The sequence below is a fragment of the Enterococcus sp. DJ147D b genome, assembly GCF_058216655.1.
The window spans coordinates 2,000,786-2,023,967 of sequence record NZ_CM177104.1 but is presented as its reverse complement, the minus strand read 5'-3'; the positions used below and the strand labels follow the sequence as shown (position 1 = coordinate 2,023,967).

General features: G+C 32.7%; 19 protein-coding genes. 17 read left to right on the top strand and 2 right to left on the bottom strand.

Features of this window, described 5'->3' with window-relative positions; genetic code table 11:
* Positions 1-62 precede the first annotated feature (62 nt).
* The 14 genes from AC4BD1_RS09520 (at position 63) to AC4BD1_RS09455 (ending at position 20,726) form a co-directional block, all read left to right on the top strand.
* Positions 63-2,366 carry a CDP-glycerol glycerophosphotransferase family protein gene (locus tag AC4BD1_RS09520; protein ID WP_490466373.1) on the top strand — a complete coding sequence of 768 codons (2,304 nt, stop codon included), beginning with the start codon at positions 63-65 and terminating at the stop codon, positions 2,364-2,366.
* Positions 2,367-2,409: 43 nt separating this feature from the next.
* Positions 2,410-6,177 (top strand): CDP-glycerol glycerophosphotransferase family protein, encoded by a 3,768-nt coding sequence (locus AC4BD1_RS09515; protein WP_490485528.1) that lies wholly within the window; start codon positions 2,410-2,412, stop codon positions 6,175-6,177.
* On the top strand, positions 6,177-9,173 hold the full coding sequence (locus tag AC4BD1_RS09510; RefSeq protein ID WP_490485527.1) for a CDP-glycerol glycerophosphotransferase family protein: 2,997 nt from the start codon (positions 6,177-6,179) through the stop codon (positions 9,171-9,173). Before AC4BD1_RS09515 ends, AC4BD1_RS09510 begins: the two co-directional genes overlap by 1 nt.
* Before the next feature lie 13 nt (positions 9,174-9,186).
* Positions 9,187-11,061 (top strand): glycosyltransferase, encoded by a 1,875-nt coding sequence (locus AC4BD1_RS09505; RefSeq protein ID WP_490466370.1) that lies wholly within the window; start codon positions 9,187-9,189, stop codon positions 11,059-11,061.
* Between the two features lie 77 nt (positions 11,062-11,138).
* Entirely contained in the window at positions 11,139-12,500 is a 1,362-nt protein-coding gene (locus AC4BD1_RS09500; RefSeq protein ID WP_490466369.1) for an ATP-binding cassette domain-containing protein, read from the top strand.
* Entirely contained in the window at positions 12,500-13,309 is an 810-nt protein-coding gene (locus tag AC4BD1_RS09495; RefSeq protein ID WP_490485526.1) for an ABC transporter permease, read from the top strand. The genes AC4BD1_RS09500 and AC4BD1_RS09495 overlap by 1 nt, the downstream gene beginning before the upstream one ends.
* Positions 13,310-13,321: 12 nt before the next feature.
* A complete protein-coding gene (locus AC4BD1_RS09490; protein ID WP_490466367.1) occupies positions 13,322-13,975 on the top strand; it encodes an LCP family glycopolymer transferase in 654 nt (217 codons plus the stop codon).
* Positions 13,976-14,003: 28 nt separating this feature from the next.
* Positions 14,004-14,618, top strand: a complete 615-nt coding sequence (locus AC4BD1_RS09485) for a hypothetical protein (protein ID WP_490466366.1) — start codon at positions 14,004-14,006, stop codon at positions 14,616-14,618.
* Between the two features lie 63 nt (positions 14,619-14,681).
* Positions 14,682-15,692, top strand: a complete 1,011-nt coding sequence (locus tag AC4BD1_RS09480; protein WP_206909486.1) for an NAD(P)H-dependent glycerol-3-phosphate dehydrogenase — start codon at positions 14,682-14,684, stop codon at positions 15,690-15,692.
* 157 nt (positions 15,693-15,849) lie between these two features.
* Positions 15,850-16,725, top strand: coding sequence for a UTP--glucose-1-phosphate uridylyltransferase GalU (gene galU / locus AC4BD1_RS09475; RefSeq protein WP_206909487.1), 876 nt, complete (start codon positions 15,850-15,852; stop codon positions 16,723-16,725).
* A gap of 246 nt (positions 16,726-16,971) precedes the next feature.
* A complete protein-coding gene (locus tag AC4BD1_RS09470; protein WP_490466364.1) occupies positions 16,972-17,553 on the top strand; it encodes a hypothetical protein in 582 nt (193 codons plus the stop codon).
* 161 nt (positions 17,554-17,714) lie between these two features.
* Positions 17,715-18,059 carry a hypothetical protein gene (locus AC4BD1_RS09465; RefSeq protein WP_490485525.1) on the top strand — a complete coding sequence of 115 codons (345 nt, stop codon included), beginning with the start codon at positions 17,715-17,717 and terminating at the stop codon, positions 18,057-18,059.
* A gap of 638 nt (positions 18,060-18,697) precedes the next feature.
* Positions 18,698-19,315: an SIS domain-containing protein gene (locus tag AC4BD1_RS09460; protein WP_206909490.1), complete on the top strand. Its 618-nt coding sequence runs from the start codon at positions 18,698-18,700 to the stop codon at positions 19,313-19,315.
* 451 nt (positions 19,316-19,766) lie between these two features.
* Positions 19,767-20,726, top strand: a complete 960-nt coding sequence (locus AC4BD1_RS09455; RefSeq protein WP_242589935.1) for an LCP family glycopolymer transferase — start codon at positions 19,767-19,769, stop codon at positions 20,724-20,726.
* A gap of 155 nt (positions 20,727-20,881) precedes the next feature.
* Here AC4BD1_RS09455 and AC4BD1_RS09450 read toward each other — a convergent pair whose 3' ends face one another.
* Positions 20,882-21,052 (bottom strand): hypothetical protein, encoded by a 171-nt coding sequence (locus tag AC4BD1_RS09450; RefSeq protein ID WP_206909492.1) that lies wholly within the window; start codon positions 21,050-21,052, stop codon positions 20,882-20,884.
* 106 nt (positions 21,053-21,158) lie between these two features.
* Positions 21,159-21,899 carry a hypothetical protein gene (locus AC4BD1_RS09445; RefSeq protein ID WP_490466362.1) on the bottom strand — a complete coding sequence of 247 codons (741 nt, stop codon included), beginning with the start codon at positions 21,897-21,899 and terminating at the stop codon, positions 21,159-21,161.
* Positions 21,900-22,063: 164 nt separating this feature from the next.
* On the opposite strand from AC4BD1_RS09445, the gene AC4BD1_RS09440 reads away from it, so the two are divergent.
* The 3 genes from AC4BD1_RS09440 to AC4BD1_RS09430 all read left to right on the top strand — a co-directional run bounded on the left by AC4BD1_RS09440 (position 22,064) and on the right by AC4BD1_RS09430 (position 23,140).
* Complete coding sequence (locus tag AC4BD1_RS09440; RefSeq protein ID WP_490466361.1) at positions 22,064-22,588, top strand: hypothetical protein; 525 nt, start codon at positions 22,064-22,066, stop codon at positions 22,586-22,588.
* A 113-nt stretch (positions 22,589-22,701) separates the two neighbouring features.
* Positions 22,702-22,914, top strand: a complete 213-nt coding sequence (locus AC4BD1_RS09435; RefSeq protein ID WP_490466360.1) for a hypothetical protein — start codon at positions 22,702-22,704, stop codon at positions 22,912-22,914.
* A 13-nt stretch (positions 22,915-22,927) separates the two neighbouring features.
* Positions 22,928-23,140, top strand: a complete 213-nt coding sequence (locus AC4BD1_RS09430; RefSeq protein WP_206909499.1) for a DUF2922 domain-containing protein — start codon at positions 22,928-22,930, stop codon at positions 23,138-23,140.
* The last annotated feature ends 42 nt before the right edge of the window (positions 23,141-23,182 follow it).

Below are 23,182 nucleotides of genomic sequence, written 5' to 3'. Positions count from 1 at the left end.
GTGTTTTTTTGAAGTGCGAATGTTCGTTCATATCATTGAATAATAACAACTTGCGAGGTAGTTTGAAAGACGCCTCGCTTCTTGGCGTTTTCTCGGAGAATTACTCATTACAAGTCAATCAAGAAAATTTTCAGATCGTCAATGTAACGGAAATGCTACTAGCTGATGAACTTATTTTTCAAATTGAAGTCGATCGAGAATTACCGTCTGACATTCAAACCAACTCAATAGTTAAACTAGTTGATTTAAATACGACAATAATAGAATTAAGGACGCATAATTGGTTCATTGAACAGAGGATTAGTCAGGAAAACAAGATACCTATATTTGATTGTTTGATTGAAAATCAGCAATTGAAATTTTCCTTTTTTGATCTGTCTCAAACAGACTTTACAATAAACGTTCGCTCAAAGTCTGGAAAATTATACGAAAAAATTCATTACTTTAGAAGTCAAACAGCTGGAATAACAACCATTTCAATAAATAATCTTGACTTAATTGACCAGATAAATGAATTAGGTCAGTACCATTTTTACCTTGAAACTGAAGGGAAGAGTTATGAATTTTTACTAGCTAAGATTCATACAAAAAAAAATAAGTATCTTGATTTTATATATAAGGATGCTACTCGTGAAGTAATGATCTATGCCTCTCAAAAAACATCGTTATCATTTACAATACAGCCACCAGTTAAAATGAATGAATTTCGTTACCATAAAAAAGCGAAGTTGTTAGCCTTGAGGAAAAAAACATCGTTGGTTATAGAAATTAAGATTCCAATAGAGTATAGAGAAGGCTTTACCTATTTGTTGAAAATCCAACACAGAGGAACGCTAACAGCTGCATATCAATTAGAACCAATAAAAAGAATCGGAAAGAAACTTGTTTTTTCTATTGATTTAACTGCCTATGACTGGGCGTATTATTACTGGGATTTATATTTAGAATGCCAAGGTGAGCAAGAAACATATGCTTGTAGAATAATCAATAAGTCATTCTTTCTGTACTTAAAATTACAGTACTTTTCGGGACGTTATCAGTCAAAAATAGATGAGAACATCGTGTATCCATATCAAACAATGAAGTATGCCATCAGTCTTAATTATCGTCCCTTTAGCGAGTATGAGACGAAAAAATACAAACGAAATGAATGGATTGCTTATGTCCTAGCTCATACGATAGGTCTCTTTTTTTTAGGGAACGATATTTGGTTGATTCATGAAAAATACTCAAATACAGCACAAGATAATTCATATTATTTTTTCAATTATTTACAAGAAAAAACTAATCAACGTGCATATTTTGTAATAAAAAAAGAATCACCAGAGTACAACAAGTTAGATCACTATCAACGACGTCGAGTTGATTTTATGAGTGTGAAACATCTCTTTTTGCTACTTATAGCCAGAAGAGTGGTTGCTTCGGAATCTAAGGGTCATGGTTACGCTTGGCGGGTACAAACAGGACCAATCAAGCCCATTCTAGATAAAAAAAGATATGTCTTTCTTCAACATGGTGTTTTAGGTCTTAAGAAACTTGACAATACATTTAATGCAACACGTTCAAATAATCAAGCAGAACTTTTTATCACATCAGCAGAGTGGGAGAAAAAAATAGTTCAGAAATACTTAGAATATACTCCTCAAAATATTGTAGTGACAGGGCTAGCTAGATGGGATGAGTTACAAAAAAATAAAGGTAAATTGATAAAGAAGAAACAATTTTTGATTATGCCAACTTGGCGAACTTGGTTAGAAGATTTAACTCAAGAAGAATTTATCAAATCAGATTTTTTTCAACAATATTCTCAACTGCTTTCCAATCAGGAGCTCCTAAAGTTCTTGGAGATGGAAAGCTACACTATCATTTTTTATATTCATCCCAAATTAGCGGAATATATTCAATTGTTTGATGTTTCTGCACATAGAAATCTACGTATTATTCCAATGGGCGATGTTCCATTAAACGAACTTCTTTCTGAGAGTGAATGTTTAATAACAGATTATTCTAGCATTTATTGGGAGGCCTTGTACCAAGGAATACCAACAATATTTTTCCAATTTGACATAGAAAAATATCAACAACTGCAAGGAAGTTATCTCGATCTTAATAAAGAGTTAGAAGAAACTCGCTGTTTTGATGTACAATCTTTGATTTTAGAGATGAAGCAAAGAGGTTATCTTTCAAACGATGTAAACTTACATGCAAAAACAGTCTTTCCCTATATAGATAATCAAAATTCAGCCAGAATTTTTGAAGAAATCAAACGATATGAACCTAATTTAATAAATAGACTAAAACAAAGAATTAAAAGGAATCGACTAGTTGAAATGGTTAGAATACGTATCAACGATATAGTCAGATAGAAGGAATTTTTAACATTCCTATATTGCTTATGAGGTGAACAAATTGAAAACAACGTTAGTAGCTAAGAAGTTAATTTATGATAATCAATCAATTTATATTGAATTATCTGGTGAAGAGAGAATTGAAGAATTGTACTTGACAGAATGTATATCTGGAAAAACATATGAAATACTTGCAAGTAAAGAAGGAATGGGGTATCGCTTTTCTATTCAGGGATTAAACATTTTTAATCGTCCCTTACAAATAGTCACTCTTTTTGGAACAATTAAGGTCAATGAGTTAACAGATAGCTCAGATAGTTCGTTACCTATCCATTTATTAGAAGAAAAATATTTCTTTATTTCTGAATCGAAGATATTTAACTACATGATCTCACCAAATCAAATCATAAAAAATGATGAACAAATCATAGCTCGATTGACAAATAATCATTTGACAATTGAAGAAATCGCAAACTATCGACAAGTCGATTTCTTTGTGAAAAATGAATCTGGTTACTATTTGAGGATCAATGGTCATCAAAAAGACAATAAACTTTCTGTTGATCTAACCGAAATGATTCAGGAGTTAGACGTTATTCAAAGCTTCAGTAGTTCTTCTTTTTATCTTGTTGAATATGTATTAGATCAATACGTCGCTACCAAAATCGTTACTTCAAAAGTAGAAAATGAACATGCTCAATTTTATCCTTTATCAGAATCATTCTTTCTACTAGAGAATGTACAACAAACAATGCTTATTCGAAACAAAGCATTTGTAACCTCTGTACAGGATATTCAAAATTTAAAAAATGTATATATTAAAACGCAACAAACAGATTATTCTCAGTTGACAAAAGAAGGTCTTACTTTGCTACCAAGTCAACAAATCCAGCTGTTTAAAAAAGAGAATCAAGCGTTCGTACCTTATAAGTTCTCCAAAAAGGAATTACATGTTTTAAAAAACTATCCCGAGATACTCGGGAACCAAGTGAAATTTTTTATTAAAGGTAATTCTATTTGGATCGAACCACTCACAAACTCACAACCGGTTTTAAAAAATAATTTTAGTAGCTTAGAAATCAGAATAAATAATCTAGAAGAAATCGCTTTGGAAGGCAAAACAAAAGAACGTTACATTCCTTGGCAAAAATCGGGTGAGCGATTCACATTAGATCTATTGAAGACACCACTTTCTCCAAATCAAGAATATAAAATTATAGGGATCAATGGTATCACAAAGCAAAAAATTTATTTGGACTTAAAAGTTCAGCCACAGAATGTATTAAGCTATTCACTCATTCAACACCACAAGCAAACCATGTTGCTAACTTATGATTATGAAACTTTTATAGCTAAGAATTATCCAGTCAAAGTTACGAAACCTGTAGGAATCAAGAATATCTGGTCTGAAGGGGAAAAACTATTTTTAGTACCAGAAAAAAGATTCTCTTTAAAACAAAATTTAATAATGAAACGTCGTGGAAAAACTGACTTGATTTTAATTCATTTATCCCTGATGGAAGACGGTAGCTATTTTGCTGATCTTTCGGATATAAAGAACGAATTGGAACAAGATACAAAACTTTATGGTGATTTTTATCTTCAAGAAATCGCATCTGAAGCAATCAAACGTTCGCCATTAAAAATCAAGGATAGTGTAGTTGAAAAAATTCCCGGTAAATTACTGATGGAGTTTGCACATCATAATGAGCAACCTGAGAAATATAATGTTGGTTTGTATGTCAATAAGGACAAAGGAATCAGTTTATTGCAAGATGTTTATCCAGCATACTTAAGATTCATGAAAAAAGTGATTACGAAAGACTTAGATGTAACAGAACTAACGATTGAGAAGCAATTTCTAAACTTAACTATTCCTGAGCTGGATGGCATCAAATCTCCTATCCAGTTAAAAGTTATCAAACGTGCAACGAAGGAAGAAATTATTTTAGAAAGTAAGGTTCGAACAGAAGATGATCCAGCTATTGGGTTTGACTTGTCCCCACTTATTGAAAACTCAGTAGGAGCATTTCCACGTCTTGATTTTCGTCTTTCTCTTGAGACGACCTACTCAAAATATGAGGAATGCAAGTTACGTATGAAAAAGAGCAAAAAGCGTAAAGAAGGGTTGAGTCTAACTCGACTAACTGAAGAGCAATCATTTTTAATTTACACAACAAAAAGTAATATTATTTGTGGTGTGTTTTCTACCTATACTGCTGGTGCGAGAGAGTATTTTCAAGTACAAACAAAATTAAAAGGTATGAAAAAAGCTGGAAACGGCTATGTATTCAAAATAGTACTAAACAGTCAAGAACATTTTGAAGTGGAAAATGCTTATTTGCAACTACGAAGTAAAGAATATAACATGCAAATCAATTGTAAAATGATCAACCAAACAAAAAATGAAGTTGAATTTTCTTTTGAAATGGATTGGAATAAGTTTTTCCCACTGTATTGGGATTTATTCGTTGGAATGAAATTCAATGGAGTGGTTTATCCAATTAAAATAAAAGGGACGCAAAAAGAAATATTGGATCAAGTGGAAGCCAATTATTTGAATAATAGTTTGTTGAGTGACGATAAATCTAAAATCATCTACCCATATGTTACATTCTCTAACGATATCGCATTTATGATCAGAGAAAAAGAAAATTACGAAAACAAGTGGACAAGTTTTAAAGATAAAGCAGGTTACTTAACTTATCGTTTATTCAAAGGATATTTAGATAAAAAACGTATTTGGTTAGGGTTTGAAAAATTTTCTCAAACGGCGCAAGATAACGGTTATGCAATGTTTGATTATGTACAGAAAAATAATCTCAAACAGCAGTATTACTATGTATTATCGAAAGATTCAAAAGACTATTTAAATGCCAAAAAAGAACATAAAAATATTCTTACCCATATGTCGTATCGCTACTTTGTTATGTTATATGCTTCTAAATTATTGATTGCGTCTGAAACACCGCGACATGTGCATAATATTCGAGTGAGATCTGGACGTGCTGCGAAAGCAATTCAAGAAAAGAAAAGTGTATTTTTACAGCATGGTGTTACCGCATTAAAACGTTCAGATGTATTTAAGAAAAGCAAAGGACGAGGCAATTTTGATATGGTAGTTGCAACATCCGACTTTGAGAAAGAAATTTTACATGAAAATTGGCTGTACGATGAAGATGAGATTGCAGTTACTGGTTTTTCTCGTTGGGATTTATTGGAAGATCGTTCGAGTCAACAAGAACGTAAAAAAATATTTGTTATGCCAACTTGGCGTTCGTGGATGGAAGATATGCCTAAAGAAGAGTTTATCAAAACAGATTACTATAATAACTACATGGGCTTTTTAGCTTCAAGTAAGTTAGAGACAATGCTAAAAGAGAATGACTTAGAGATTATCTTTTTCTTACATCCTAAATTCAAAAATTACATTTCAGAATTTAGTGCACCGAGTGAGCGAATCAAGCTTTATGCTTTTGGCGATATTAAGGTAAACGAAATGATTATGGCATCTTCATTAATGATTAGTGACTATTCATCTGTTACATGGGATATGTTTTATATGGGAAAACCAGTTATCTTTTTCCAATTTGATTATGAAAAATATAATGAATATGAAGGAAGCTATATTGACATGGAAACGGAATTATTCGGTAAACGTGCCACAACAGTTGATCAACTAATCAGTACAATTGAACAAACAATTTCTCAAAATTTTATTTTAGAAGAGCCTTATCAAGTGTTGCGTGAAAAATATTTTAATTATCATGACCGTGGAAATAGTCAAAGAATTTATGAAACAATAGTCAAAGAAAGAGTGGATCAATAATGAATAGTGTGCGGATTTTTGAGGATAGACTCTATATCACATGGGAAAACCCTTGTGAACTAATTTCAGTCTCTGGGGAAAAATTTCCTTTTAGAAAAGAAAATACGGATACGTATAGTTTAAATATTGAACATTTTATTACAGGTGAATTCAAAATTATCGATAACGTGGGTAATGAAATTCTTCTTGTAGAGGGTGGCAGCAAACTGTTTTTAACGGATGAACAAAACAACAGCTATAGAGTTATTTCACAGACGAAAGTAGGATTTTGTGTTCAGACTGTGCCATATCGAAATAAAAATTTCAATGGAGTAATGGCTGAGCCTCTTATAATTGGGAGAAAGGATAATGAACTAGCGACTATTAATCTAAATAGAACTGATGAAAATCCTCAAATATTTTTCTGTTTGGGTGAAGATATCAGTGCAATTGATTTTTTAGTTGATCGTAATTATGAGGTATCTATTGCACAACATTATGTTGCTCACATCAGTGGACGATTAATTGTATTTGACGGTGTTAAATTTTTAGCAAATACTAAAATGAAACATACAGAATATCACAATTTAAAGCTGAAAGTAACTAATATAGATGTAGTGAATGAATCCATCGTTCTGACTGCACCAGCTACTCACTCAATGGTTGAAGCTTCTCTCTTAATAGGGAAACGATGGCTATTTGGTAAAGTGAGAGATGGACAAATCACCTTTAATCGAAGCTTATTTCCTGAATTATGTGGGAGAGTAAAATTATATCTTGGAAATCAACAACTACTTACTTCAGTCAAAAAAATCTTTCTAGAAGGAGATAATTTTGCCGAAGATCTACTTATAGAAAATAATCAACTGTATTTGTTGAAGAAAACGGAAATTCCAACTAATTTCACAAATCAAGAATTAAAAAAACATGGTAAAATCAAGTTTTCTAATTTGAAATTGGTAGATTATCAGCTTAGTTTCAAATTAGAAAGGCAGTTTAAAAATGCACAATTAATCATCAATAAAAGAGGACAGGGATTAAATTATACTCTTCCTTTGAATAATGAGGATGATTATTATCACAGTAATTTACGTAGTTTCATGGAGGATGAGGTAGCTGAATTAAAAAAAGCTCGTTTCGATTTTTACCTATATGTTTTTAGTGAAGGTCAATATAAATTGATGCGTTTAGCAAATAAAGAAAAATTACCTAAAGATAAAAAGAATCGTTTTTTTGGAGTAATAACTTATGGTCAGCATAAAACAGCGTATTCTCAACATTTTGAATTGTATTTGACTAACAGCAATACCTTGTCACTTGTAAAAAATAACTTATCTAACTTAGCTAAAGAGCGCTATGAAATAAAAACGCAAGTAGCCGATTTTGTTTATAAAAAACCCGAAGTAAGGTTAACTTGTAAGCTAGAAACAAAAAATAAAGAGGACATATCTGTTCAAAGTGTTTTACTGGTGAAACGTAACAAGGATATGCTAGAACGAATAAAAATAACTGATTTTACTATTGATCAAAAGAAAAATCATCTTTTAATCAAAACAACAATTGATTTGTCAATGTATGATTTTGAGCCATTATATTGGGATCTGTATGTTGAGATAAATGTAAATGAACAACGCTATTTTGTACGTATAAATAAAGCAAGTAAAGCTGCTAAACGAAATATTAGAAGTAACACACTTAAATATCAATACCATACGCAAGACGATTTTTTAATGTACCCGTATATTACAATTAGTGAGGATATTTCTTTTACTTATCGAAAAAGAGAAAGCTATGAAACCAAATGGAATAACTTTAAGGAACAATCTGCTTACTATTTAGCTCGATTGATGAAACCGTATTTTGCTAAAAAAGATATTTGGATAGGTTTTGAAAAACTAGCTTCCTCAGCTCACGACAGTGGTTATCACTTTTTTAATTATTGCTATGAAAACAAAAAACATGATCAGTTTTATTATGTGATTGATAAACATGCAACCGAAGCAAAATTCTTGGATGATAAGAAAGATCGTACATTGAACTTTATGTCATTTAAGTATTTCTTGTATTTGTTTTCTTCAACTTTACTGATTTCTTCTGACACTAAGCGTAATGTTTATAATTTGAAGCAAAAAGAAACCTATATGGGACGTGTTTTAACAGAAAAACCGTTAGCTTACTTACAACATGGTGTGAATGGGTTGAAGAAAGTTCCTGACTTCTATAAAAATAGAAATGTATTTGACTTAGTAATTGTACCTTCAGAATATGAAAAACGCTTAGTAATCAATGAGTGGGGATATGAGGAAGAAGAAGTAGCTGTAACTGGATTGGCTCGTTGGGATGTCATGCGGGATAGGACAAGTGAAATTCCGTATCGTCAAATTTTTGTAATGCCAACTTGGCGGACTTGGATGGACGGTCTACCTAAAGAAAAATTTATTCAAACGGATTATTTTAAAGAATATAGTCAATTTTTAGCTTCGAAGGAATTAAAAGAATTACTTGTAGCGAATAATGTAAGAATCGCTTTTTTCTTACATCCAAAGTTCAAAGAATATATTGATCTATTTGAAATTGACCCAGAAATAATCGATAAATATGAATTTTTAGAGGTTCCAATGGACGAGTTAATTATGAAGAGTTCGATGATGATTTCAGATTATTCAAGTGTGATCTGGGAAATGTATTACTTAAAGAAACCTTGTGTCTTTTTCCAATTTGATATAGAAAAATATTTACAATATGAAGGACTCTACATGGATCCGAAAAAAGATTTATTTGGGGATGTAGCTTACACATCAGATAAGTTGATCATGCTTATCCAAGAAACGATAGAAAATGGTTTTGTAGAAAAAGAAGTTTATGCGAATATGCGTAAGGATTATTTCTCATTGATGGATCATGACAATTCGAAGCGGATTTATGATGCAATCATTGATTCTAATGTTCAATCGAAAAAAAATGGTGGTATTAAGCCTATAACTAAAAAAAACTTGTTAAAAAAAATAGTAAAATAGGAGTGATTGATTAATGAATGCCAATCGAGAGCAAAGAGAAATATTTTTTCTCAATGATTCTGTTAGCGTAGATTCAGGTGGACGTGTACAGTCTATGTTTTTGAGAAGTAAAACATGGAAAGACGATGTTCTTGCTACACACATTTGTACATTTAATTTTCGCCCGCAATATAGAAACATTTTTAATAATATCCATGAGGTAAAGAAACTACCCGATAATGTTTTTTTTATGAATATTTACGAATTTTTTGCAGAGGATGAAACTCTTTTTTATAGTGATAACGTGGTAACTTTTGATGAATATGAAGCAAAAAAAAAGTTTGTGCAGAATGCAAAAAACGAACAAGTATTTGAGTATAAAGAAAATAAAGAATTATTAAAAAGAATAAAATTGAATCCAGATCAATCGATTGCTATGATTGATTATTTTGAAAATAAAACAAGAACAAAAAGAGATATCTTCAGAAGTGATGGTGTCTTGTTAAGGACAAATTATTTTAACAGTGAGGGACTCCTGGCTCAAAGTGATTTTTTTTCTAGCGAGGGGAGAAAATATCTAACAAGTAAGTATAATGAAGAAGCACAAATGTCATATATTTTACATTTTCCAAAGAATGGTAAGATAAATCAATTTGATAATGAAAAACAATTGAAAGATTATTGGATATTTCAATTGAATGAAATGTCCAATAAACCCTATTTTTTTGTGGAAGATCATCGCTTGGATACCTGTGTCATAGAAAATAGCTTCACAAATAAAATAAATTCAGTTGCAACTATCCATGGAAATATTTATGGTAAAGATGGTTCATTCGGTAGTCCATTAAGGGCATATACAAAAGGAACATTGGAAAATTTAGATAAATTTGGTGCAGTGATTCTTCTTACTGATGAAATGAAAAAACATATTATAAGCCAATTTGGGGAAAGAGATAATTTGTTTGTCATTGGACATCCATTTCTTATAAATAAAACAAAAACGACGGAATCTAAGAATTTGAGTCGTGGTGTAATCATTTCAAAATTTAATAAAGGAAAAAGAATTAATTTAGCTATTGAAGCATTTGCCGAAGCGATAAAGGAAGTTCCTGATGCACAATTAGATATTTTTGGACAAGGTGATGAGAAAAGGAGTTACGAACTACTTATAAAAAAATTAGGTGTAGAAAAAAATATACATGTTCATGGCTATACACAAGATGCAATTGGAGAGTTTCAGCGTAGTGGTTTTAGTTTAATGACTTCAAAATCGGAAGGATTCGGTATTTCGATTTTAGAAAGTCTTAGTGTAAATACTCCAGTTGTTGCTTTTGACTACAATTACGGACCCAAAGATTTAATCAAGGACGGTCTAAATGGACGAATTGTTCCCAATGGAAATGTTTCTGCATTAAGCAGAGCAATTGTTGAGCTAATAAAAAAACCGGATTACCTGATTGAATTATCTCAAAATACTGGGAAAGTTGTTGAACAATATTCTAAAAATAAGATTCGTGAGAAATTATTAGGTGTATTTGACTATCTTGATGACTATCAAGATGAACTTCCAGTAGTTGTTCAGTCACTAAATCAATCAGTTCATTCTATTATAAAAACTGATACTGAACTTCAAATAAATCTTGTGGTACAACTAAAATTAACAACTACAAAAACTATTCCAATATGCTATATTCATGTAAATACTCCAGAAAAAATGATTCCGCTAGTGTATAAGGGAATATATGAAAATGGAAAATTTTTATTTGAGGTTACACTGCCATTAGAAATGTTATCTATTATTTTGAAATCATCACTAGATCCTTTTTTATTAGGGATACAAAACAAAAAGCACTATCAAATATTTGATTTACCAATAATTAAAGAAAAGATTCAATCATTTTTAATATAAGATAAATCTTTGATAAACGTAAAAAAATAGCTAATAAAAAAATAGTCTTTGAAAAAGGATTGGAATGGGCAATAGATATGATTGAAAAAACAGTAAAGGTAAGAGCTAAGTATTTAACTAAAGAATATGAACTATTAAAAAAGAAATCTGATAAACTAAAATCGTTATTTAAGGCAACTGCTACTGGTATTCCAAATTTTTGGGCACTTCGAGGTGTTTCATTTGAAGTAATGTCTGGAGAAACTATTGGAATAATTGGAATTAATGGCTCTGGAAAATCAACCCTTTCAAAAATTCTAGGTGGAATTATTCCTCCAACTTCTGGAGAACTAGAAATTAATGGGGAGACCTCAATTGTTGCAATTGGTGCGGGCTTAAAAACTGCCTTAACAGGTAGAGAAAACATCAAATTAAAATGTTCAATGTCAGGAATGAGTAATAAAGAAATTGATGAAAAACTTGATGACATAATCAATTTTGCTGATTTAGGAGAATTTATTGATCAACCAGTTAAAAATTACTCTAGTGGAATGAAATCAAGATTAGGATTTTCTGTGGCAATCCATCAAAATCCAGATATTTTAATTATTGATGAAGCATTATCTGTTGGGGATGATACATTTGCACAAAAATGTATTGATAAGATTAATGGATTTAAAAAAGAAGGAAAAACTATTTTTTTTGTTAGCCATTCATTAGGGCAGGTAAAAAAAATGTGTGATAAAACTTTATGGTTGCATTACGGTGAAGTAGCTGGATTTGGACCTACTAAAGAAATAATTAACGAATATAAAAAGTTTACCAAGTGGTTTAAAGATTTACCCAAAGAAAAACAAAACAATTATCAGAAGTCACAAAAAAAAGCACAGCAAGATTTTTCGTTAGATAATATGTATCAAAGTACAATGAAAAAATTACAAAGGGATCATCTAATGACGCGGGTAGAACTAAAACAGTTAAAGAAACAAATGGAAAGAAATCAAATCGGAACTCAAATGAAACTATCAACTAAGATTTTGATTATTAGCCTGTTCTTTATAATGATTACTTTATCAACTATTAGTTTCAGTGGTCGTTCATTAACCTATTTTTTTAATAACCCAGTGGAATTTGTAAGAACTCACTGGTTAGGTAATGAAAAAACATCTGAGAAAAATACTTCAAGTAAATCTTCAAAAGAAAGCAGTCAAACGTCTACGTCTGCAACAAGCAGTGAAGAATCAAATAGTACTATTTCGAGCGAATCAAACGATAGGATCATGCACACCGTTGTTCCTGGGGAAACACTTCTAGGAATTGCACAACAATATGGTGTTTCGGTAGAAGAATTAATGAAAATTAATAATCTGGATAATGAAGTCATCAATGCAGGCGTAGAAATCACTATTCCTACTTCACAAATCCAACAAGATAGCTCAATTGGAGGTGTGAGTGAGTAATGAATGAAGTGGCGATTATTATTAAAGAGCAACTATCAAACCTAGGAATTATTTTTAGAATGTCAAAATATGAAGAAAAAGCGACTTACCAGAATAACTATCTAGGACTGCTATGGCAAATACTAAATCCATTAATTCAAGTAGGGATTTATTATATGGTTTTTGGACTAGGTGTTCATGGTGGAAGAACGATTAACGGGATTCCGTATATTCTTTGGATGATTATAGGAATTTCTGCTTGGTTTTTTATATCACCATCGATTATGCAAGCATCAAATAGTATCTATAAACAAGTTGGTTTAGTTTCTAAAATGAAGTTTCCGGTTAGTGTATTACCTTCAATTTCTATAGCAGGTCAGCTTACGAATTATTTTTGGTATATGATGATTGTTATCGTTGCATTATTATTTAACGGAGTTTATCCAACATTGCATTGGTTACAGTACATCTATTATTTTTTTTCTATGATTGTATTTCTGTACGCATTTGGTATCTTTAATGCGACGATCACAACATTGGTTCGTGATTATCACGTTATGCTTCAGTCAATTTTCCGTTTATTGTTTTATATTTCTGGAGCTATTTGGAATTTTCAAACAAGAAATTTGCCAAAAGGACTAGTAAATATTTTAGAAATCAATCCGTTATATTATTTAATTGACGGTTTTAGAGATACATTCTTATCAAGAGAGTGGTTTTGGAATAAAGGGACATATGGTTTAATATTCTGGTGTATCACACTTATCTTTTTGATTATTGGATCGCACATCCATTTGAAATTCCGAGCAAAATTTGTTGACTATATTTAGGAGGAAATTTAAATGGGAACTTTACTGATTATTGATGATAATCAAAATAGTACTTTTTATTATTATTGTTCGACTGGTAAAAAATATATTTTAATGCGATTTCTTCCAGAAACAGTCACAGAAAATAAAGTATACTTGAGTGAACAGTTTACTTTACTTGATAAATCAGAGTTCATGCTATGGTTTGCGAAAGAGTTCAATTTACCAGTGAAAAATTATATTGTTGTTACTAAAGAAAACCTGTTAAAAATCATTATGGAAGAATTATCGCAAAATGGAGTAATTACTATCTCAAATCCTTCTGAATTTAGTCAAGAGGGAGTTGATTTTAAACGTGGTAAGCAGAAAGTAACATTTGAAGAGTTAGAAATATTTTTTTCATGTTATCCGGATAGTTCTGAACGTTTTACTGTTTTTTCAAGACAAGAGCACGTGATACGCTTATATAAGCAAAAAATTCTGGAAAAAAAGAACCCCATTTCGTTAGTCAAAAAATTTAATCAGTTAAAAAAGTCCATAGATACGAATCTAACGTTTACTGGAGTTACGCGAGAAGTAGGAGAGTTATTTAAAGTTGGTGGGAAGAGATTAACAAAATTGGATCTTCCAAGAAATAATTTTTCTGAAACAAAAGCAGAAATATTACGACTTATGACTGAACAATAAAAAATCATATTAAAAAAGGGGCATAGTTATGACTAAAAGAACTAAAAAAGAAAAATCCAAAGGGTGGATCATTGCTGGTATTGTGTTAATATTGATAGTACTAGTTGGTGGTGGTGGTTTATGGTATTACCAAAATATTCATTCTAAACTATCACCAGTGGCTGATTTTTCAACTGTAAGTGGAAAGTTTTATTTGTCTGATGGAAAATATCGTGGTGAAGAATTAACATCATTCGATGATGTAAAATGGGAAAATCCAGAAAAGAAATTGAGCTTTTCACCAATTGATAAATCTCGTATTTTTATTGGTGTCTATGAAAAGAATAAAGTAAATACAGGAAGTATCTTGGCTACAATTAAGCAAAAAGATAATTATCTAGGTTTGAAACAAGAAAGCTTCATTGTTTCTGATGAGTATTATAATTCAAAGCTGAAAAAAGAAGACCAAGCCTCTTTTGAAAAATTAGATAATAAAAATATTCCGGATTTGGTCAACAGCAAAGATACTTATTATATTTCAAAAACATTCCATATTAATTCGGAAATCAAGAGTTATAAATTCTACCTGAAAGGTAAGGAATTGATTCGTGAGAATGCTCCTGACAATGATTCTTACTATTACATGAAATATGAGCAACAGTAAGGTAAAATGTTAACATTTTGGATTAAGTAATTTTCAGATTCACAATTGAAAGGAAGAAATTTAATGAAAAAAATCGCAGTTTTAGGTCCAGGTTCTTGGGGGACTGCCTTAGCACAAACCTTAGCAGAAAATGGGCATGATGTTCGAATTTGGGGAAATGTTCCTGAACAAATTGATGAGATCAATGAATATCATACCAATAAACATTTTTTGCCAGATTTGCAAATTCCTGAATCAATTGTAGGATATAAAGAATTAGCGGAGGCTGTTGATGGTGTTGATGCTGTATTATTCGTTGTCCCAACAAAAGCTATTCGTTCAGTTGCGCAAGAATTGTTAGAAAAAATGAATACAAAACCAATCATCATTCATGCAAGTAAGGGATTAGAACAAGGCACACACAAACGCATTTCAGAAGTGATTGCAGAAGAACTTCCAGAAGAAAAACGCCAAGCAATCGTTGTTCTTTCTGGTCCAAGTCATGCAGAGGAAGTTGCCGTTCACGACATCACGACGATTACGGCTGCAAGTATTGATCAAAATGCAGCAGAATTTGTTCAAGATTTATTTATGAATGATTATTTCCGAATCTATACAAATAACGATGTAATTGGCGTGGAAACAGGTGCTGCATTAAAAAATATTATTGCAATCGGCGCTGGCGCTATTCATGGACTAGGATTTGGTGATGACGCAAAAGCGGCTATCATGACTCGAGGTTTAGCTGAAATCAGTCGTCTAGGAGTGGCTATGGGGGCTAACCCACTGACATTTATTGGATTAAGCGGTGTGGGCGATTTGATTGTTACGTGTACGAGTGTTCATTCTCGTAATTGGCGTGCAGGAAACTTATTGGGTCAAGGACATAAATTGGCTGAGGTTCTAGAAAATATGGGGATGGTTGTTGAAGGTGTTTCAACGACAAAAGCCGCTGTTGAACTAGCTAAGCAATTAAATGTGGAGATGCCAATCACAGAGACCATCTATAGTGTGTTATATGAAGATAAAGATATCAAGCAAGCTGCAAAAGATATCATGTTGCGTGATGGCAAGACGGAAAATGAATTTATGTAAATATTAAAAAGTAGAACAAAACGATAATCGTTTTGTTCTACTTTTTTGTGGAGCATAAAACAGAAAGAAAGTAGGTTTCCTATTTTACCTCTGCTATAATAGTTCAATGAGTAATATTATTTTAAATGAATGATTGTGAGAAAGGAACGAACAGATCATGACAAAAGTTAGAAAAGCTGTGATTCCAGCAGCAGGATTGGGAACACGTTTTTTACCTGCAACAAAAGCAATGGCAAAGGAAATGTTACCAATTGTTGACAAGCCAACGATTCAATTTATTGTTGAAGAGGCTTTGGCTTCAGGAATCGAAGATATTTTAATTGTTACAGGAAAAGCAAAACGACCAATTGAAGATCATTTTGATTCAAATGTTGAATTGGAAACAAACTTACGTGAAAAAGAAAAAAATGAATTATTGAAATTAGTGGAAGAAACGACTAACGTCAATTTACACTTTATTCGTCAATCTCATCCAAAAGGGTTAGGGCATGCCGTGTTACAGGCAAAAGCTTTCGTAGGAGATGAACCTTTTATTGTGATGCTGGGTGATGATTTGATGGTGGATGACATTCCTTTGACAAAACAATTGATGAACGATTACGAGCAAACAACCTCTTCGACAATTGCTGTTATGAGTGTTCCGCATGAAGATACGTCGAAATATGGCATTATCAATCCTGGTGAATTAGTTTCAGATGACGTTTATAGTGTGAAAAATTTTGTAGAGAAACCAGATCCAACTGACGCACCAAGTGATCTGGCTATTATTGGCCGTTATTTATTAAATCCAGAAATCTTTACTATTTTGGAAACACAAAAACCTGGTGCGGGAAATGAAATTCAGCTAACTGATGCGATTGATGAACTGAATAAAAGTCAACGTGTGTTTGCACATGAATTTAAAGGAACACGCTATGATGTTGGCGATAAGTTTGGTTACATGAAGACGAGTATCGAGTATGGATTGCAACATCCAGAAATTGGTGAAACATTAAGAGAATATCTGATTGAACTAGGAAAAAAATTAAATTAATTGATCTTGTAATGATTTGAAGTAGAGACTAAGTCATTTTGGGCTCTACTTTTTTGTGTTTAGATGAATTGCTTAAGTGCTTTCTGATAATTTATCCTTATTTATTGGATGTCAACATGTCGTTGACATCCTCTTTCTATTTGACACTTGCGTGGTTTACTATAAAATAAATAGAGTGCATAATTTTGTTGCTAAAAACAAGTGGAGGGAAGTGTCAGCGGCTTAGAATTTCAATGGCCGATTGAGATGACTAAACAAGATAAAGATTTAAAAAAAGCTGCTAGAATACAGTTGCTTGAACTCTTGAATGAAAATCCTGACTGGTATCATTCTCAAAAAGAAACACCTCAAAGAGTGAAACAGTTAGCCACACTTTTAGTAGATAAGCAGAAAATACCAAAACATAGTACAAAAAAAGAGACGGTAATCAATCCTCGCTATTTTTTATTACTTCATTTTTTGGGTTTTAACAATAAAGAAGTACAAGAGATATTATTTCCAACGAAACAAAGTTATATTTTGTGGAAAGAGGAATATGGATATGATAAATTAAGGAGTTCAGCCATCGTGAAAAAGAAACAGCTATTGATTCAGACTTTGGCTGACCAATGGCGTATATATGATCTCATAGAAGACTCGGTACAGACTATCAGCGATTTTTGGCGAGAACAAAGGGCATTGGTTCAAGCTGGGCATAAAGCTGTGGATGGTTTGAGTGAACAAGAAATCGATGAAATTTTAGGTTTTTATGAAGTGCTAGATACTATTACTGATTTCTCTCGCGTCCAAAAGCAGCTAATATTAGAAAAAAAGAATCGATTCGTTTAAGTCTTGCACCGATTGTATACCTAAAAGAAGCTTTAATTTTTACTTAAGTGTACAAAAATAGCATAAGATAAAAGAAGAAAAATCAACATTTTTTTTTGAATTAGTAGTAAAATGATGAAGAGTTTTTGTCAAACGGAATTTAAATAGAAGGTGTGGATTTCATGGAAAAAATAATAGCAATTGCTCAATCATTGCTTGATGGATTGAAGTGGTTACTGGAAGGAAGCAATTGGTTAATCTTATTACCTTTCATTTGTGTCAGTTTTTATGTCATGTATCAGATGGTAAAGCGCAAAGAAAAAGGATTGATTTTAATTTGGTATTTAGCAACGATTGCGATTGGCAGTTTGATGTTACAAATTGCAGTTGATGCACAAACCGCATTAATTTTTGCAGCTGTATTGATAGGGTTGTATGTGGTGATTTATATTCGCTATTTGGGTCATCGAATGCACTTGATCAAAAAAGGAAAGCATGCGGCTCCATATCGTTCAGTAAAAGAATAAAAAAGAGGCTGGATAGCTGTAGTCAACCAAAAATCAGGATTTTTGGTTGACTACAGCTATCCAGCCTTTTTCTTAGAATTTTATTTGAGAATATATGTGTACAAAATTTATTTAATTAAATTTTGACTGCTTGTTATTTGAAAAAACGTTATGATAAGTTGTTTAGAATAGCTAAGAAGTGGGGAAAGTTAGAATATAATAACAAGATTATAATTATGAAAAGATGTCGTACTCTTGTTTTTTGATGATTCACCTCTTGCACTCAGCAAATAGTTTCCTTACAATGAGAACAGATAGAAACAGCTGAATAAAAAAAGGCTCCCTGTTTCTTAGTTGGCGCTAAGAAACAGGGAATGACTTGTCAGTACGCGCTGACCAATCATTTTGCCATAGTCAATGCAGTGCATCGACCTTTTTATTGTACCTAATCTAAGGTGAAATTTCTACCCCTATGTAGATTTTTATGAAGGTTGCCCGCTTGTTTATTTGCTATGTTAAGGTATTGGGCTAGACGCTCAATACCTTTTTTTGTTGGGGAAAAATAACGACGAGTACAAAGTAAGTTGGCAACTGCCGTTTTGTTGTTTTCGCTTTATTAGGCAGCTGTTTCTATTGATTTTGATTCGTGGGGGAGACTTATGAGTTTACGTTATTTTGATTATTATCAACAGCTGGAAGAAAAACTACGTGTAGAAGAACCATTAATGATTCAAGCAGGAACTTGGATTGCTCAACGAATAGCTGCCGGAGGTCGGTTACAGATTTTCGCTAGCCGAACGTTAAGCGGTGTGGCTTTTGAATTTTGGGAACAGCTTCCAGATATCGTCCCTGGGAAATTGATCAAAAATCCAGCTGATGGTATTTATGAGAGATTAGAGGGAACCGGTCAAGCAATTATTGAACAGATAGAGACAAACCCTCAAGATATTTTTTTACTGTTATCAAATGAAGGACGTAACCCGGCTATTATTGAACTCGCGCAGTGGATCAAAGAGCATGAGTATCCAGTAATCATCGTGACGGGTTTTGATTTATCTAGAAGTATAAAATCGCAGCATAGTAGTGGCTTACGGTTATTTGAAATTGCAGATTTGGTTTTAGATAATCATGCAAAATTGCATGACGCGGTATTGACTATACCTGAATTGGATCCATCAATTTGTGGAACAGCCTCTGTTTCTACCATGTTTTTACTTCAGCAAATGCTCTATTTTATTGCTCAGTTTTTACTTAAAAAAGAAGTGTCTTCTGATTAAAGCCCACTATTCAGAGAGTTTTCCACAGTAATCAACTGTATAAAAGAAAAAAAGCTTGTGTTCCACAGCTACAGAAACAGTTTTATGAAAAGAAAACGATTTTCTTAGTCGATAATTATTGATGAAGAATGGTTTGATAGTTATTTTTTATGATTTAATAGTTTTTCATAATAATATTTGTTTCTATTTTGTTAGTTATTTATATAGGTGTTTCACAGAGAAATGTGGATAACAGTCGCCCCAATTATTGATGGAGAGAAATGATTAGGTGAAAGAAATATCAATAAAAAATTAACTCATTTTTACAGACTTTAAAGCAAACCTTTAATTGTTTGAAATCTCATTGAAAAGTTAGAATCATTTTGGTATCGTTATCTAAGAAAGATAAACGAGATCAACTTGTTATCTTAATAACTGTTGAGAAAAATTAAAGGATAAGTGGGAAAAAAAGATGAGAAGAGCTGAGAAAAAACGAATGAGCACGGGACGAAAAGTTTTTTTATGGATTTTAAGTATTTTGTTGATTATTATTGCGGGGATTGCTGTTTATGCAGGAAAAATTTATTTTGATGTGAAGTCCACAGCAGACAAGACTTATGCAACGGTCGATCGGATCACTGAATCAAAACGGGACAAAGCAATCAATTATGATGCTGGCGATCCATTTTCAATTTTACTACTAGGTGTGGATACAGGAGATTTTGGTCGCACAGATCAAGGTCGCTCAGATTCAATTATGGTTGCAACGGTTAATCCACAAAAGAAGAAAACGACTTTAGTAAGTATTCCTCGTGATACCTACACAGAGATTGTTGGGCATGGAACGAGTGATAAGATCAATCACGCCTATGCGTTTGGAGGTGTGGCAATGTCTATTGCGACAGTTGAAAACATGTTAGATATTCCCATTGACCACTACGCGGAAATCAATATGAAAGGAATGCAAGAGTTGGTTGACGCAGTTGGTGGTGTTGATGTAAATAATAAATTGACATTTAGCTACGATGGAACTGATTTCCCAATCGGCAAACAAACGTTAAATGGTTCAGAGGCCGTGAAATATGCACGGATGCGATACGATGATCCAAAAGGAGATTATGGACGTCAAGATCGTCAACGTCAGGTGATTTCTGGAATTATCAACAAAACAAAGTCAGTGGATACATTGACGAACTATACAAATTTATTGGACGCTTTGGGCAACAATGCAGCAACGGATGTTTCATGGGATACAATCAAAGTTTTAGCAACTAATTACCGTGATGCCTTTTCAACGATTCGTTCAGAACAACTAGCAGGAGATTCATTTACTGGTGACGGTACAACTGGAGAAAATGGCATTTCTTATCAACGAGCAAGTAGTGACGAACTCGCTCGAATCCAAAAAGAACTAAAAGAACAATTAAAATAGTGCAAAGAAAAAATACCTAACAAAAAACTCAGAGCAACCGTGCAAATGGTTGCTCTGAGTTTTTTTAGCGATACACTGATACGCTGATAAAGAAAAAAATAAGGATCGGTTGAAAGACTGTCTTCTTTTACCGAATCCTAAAATTTTATTTACTGTTAGATTAGACCAAAAAATAAAGCAAAAGCAGCCAAGAAAAATGCTTTTGTAAAAGACATGATTTTCCGTGGATCTCGTACGATCGTTTTGGCATCAATAAATGCTTCAGAACTTAGAATATAAGAACTTACAATAATCAATAAAACAGTAATTAGTAATAGTAATAACATAACTCTCACTCCTTCAAGTTCTTAGCAATAGTATAGCATGTTGACATAGAAGTTACGAGTTACTGGCAATTTCTTAAATAAATTTATAACAAAATTCGTAAATGATTTAACATGGCCCCTGTTCAAAATCTTGTTGCCCTTCCTGAAAAATAATTTGTTGATACTGACGAAAAAAAGTGCCACGGTGATAATGCTGCTGATGTGCCAAAACTTGTTGAAAAGGACGAGCCAACCATTTTGCTTGTGGAAAGAATGGAAAAAAGATTGGACTATAAAGTGGTGAAAAATCTGTGTGGATCATTAAATGACAAGAAAACGCGAGGCGAATTCTTTTTGTTAAATTTCGTTTCTTGATTGGAGAAAGAAAACGAAGCTGATTTGTTAACTGGATCGTTGTTTGAAAGGAGTGTTCTTCAACCAACTGCACCTGTAATGGATTGAACCAAATGGTAGTTACCTTTTTTGCAGATTCCAGCGGTAGTAAACTCTGTGTTCGAATCGCTGCTGGTAATTTGTAGTGGTTGACAGGAAGAAGTGTACGCATTGTTTTGAGATACCAGCTTAATTTTAACTGGTGATGGCTGTCTAGTAGATAAGTAATGATCTCTTGCGCCGAGCTTGCGACCAACATACACTCATGCTGAAAAACGATCCAACAACGAGTGAATTCTGTGGTTGTGTCTGGAAGCAGTGCATAAATTTCGATATCTAAAGGAATTTGGTATAAAAAATAAAGCTGTTCAGATTTAAAAAGGGATTCTTTTTTTATAGAAGAAACAAATGACGATTCACAATAAATAGTCGTTAAATCATTGATGGTAAAACGATTTTTGCTGGTTTCAATCATAAACTACCTCCAAGAATAATGTCATAATTCCTCGTGTAGCTAAAGTTTAGCATATGGGCATGGAACTTTTTTTGACCCAAAAAAACTCTTTTTCTTTTTTACAGTGGCTATATTTTTCCTTAAGCTACAAGTACCGGCCGGAAAAAAGAAAAAGGCAGAAAAGGATGGAACAAAAAGAATTAGAAGATTTATGTCAGAAATATGAAAAGCTGTATCACAAAGTGGTAAAGAAATGTGGAGTTTATCAAAACAATCAGGAATACGAGGAATATGTTCAATTAGCGCGGATTGCTTTCTTTGAAGTGGCAAGGGATTTTGCAACGTCAAAAAAATTTGAAGAAGCTTATCCTATAGGCTATTTATTTCAAAAAATTGTCTGGAAAATAAAAACATACCAACGAAAAATCTGGCGTCAACGAGACATTTTAGTAGCGGTAAATGAGGAACAAGAACGACAATCAATGAGTAGTCTTATTACTGGATCGTCTGATGTTTCGCATGAATACGCTGATCAGAGACTGATGCTCTGCTTTCTTTGGCACAAATTATCGGCGAAGGAACAATGTTTTTTAGCGTATCGTTTGGAAAAAGCTCGAAGTAGTGATTACCTAGCACCAGCAAGTAGACAAACAATAGCGAATTGGCGAAAGAAACTAAAAAAACGATGGCAGGATGAAAAAATCAATTAAAATTTTGACATTGTGTGTTCTGAACACGTTACTAGTAGTGTGAGTAAGTGAATGACGAATGAACCGGTGCAGGCGTGGTTTCATTTACTTATAAATCAAGAAGGGAGAAACTTATGGAGAAAAAATTAGAAAGTACAAAATTAACGATTTATTTTGCCAATTTGGAAACAGAAGAAGAATATCGACAAACGATTGGATCGATTATTCCTAATCCAGAAGATGAAAAAGTATTGGCATTAGGTGACGTTTTTCAATTATTGGCACCAAAAGAAGTGCAAGTTGCGTCTGTTTTGAAAACGGAAGCAACGAGTTATCGAAAGAGTTAAAGGAGAAGAGAAAATGAAAAAACTACAGTTGATCTTTTCAGATAGTGAAGGGAAAAATCAAAGAGTCAATCCTGTAATTGCGTCCAATTCATTGACAGCAGAAGAAGTTCAGGAAATGATGCATCGCTTAAGTGAGTTGGATCTTTCAGTCAAAGAGGGTGTGACACTGTACGCGCATCCATTAGGTGCAAAGTATATTGAAACAATCGAAACGATCTTGTTTTAGCGAAAAATAAAAGGAAAAGAGAGAAGAAAGAATTGTTAACAA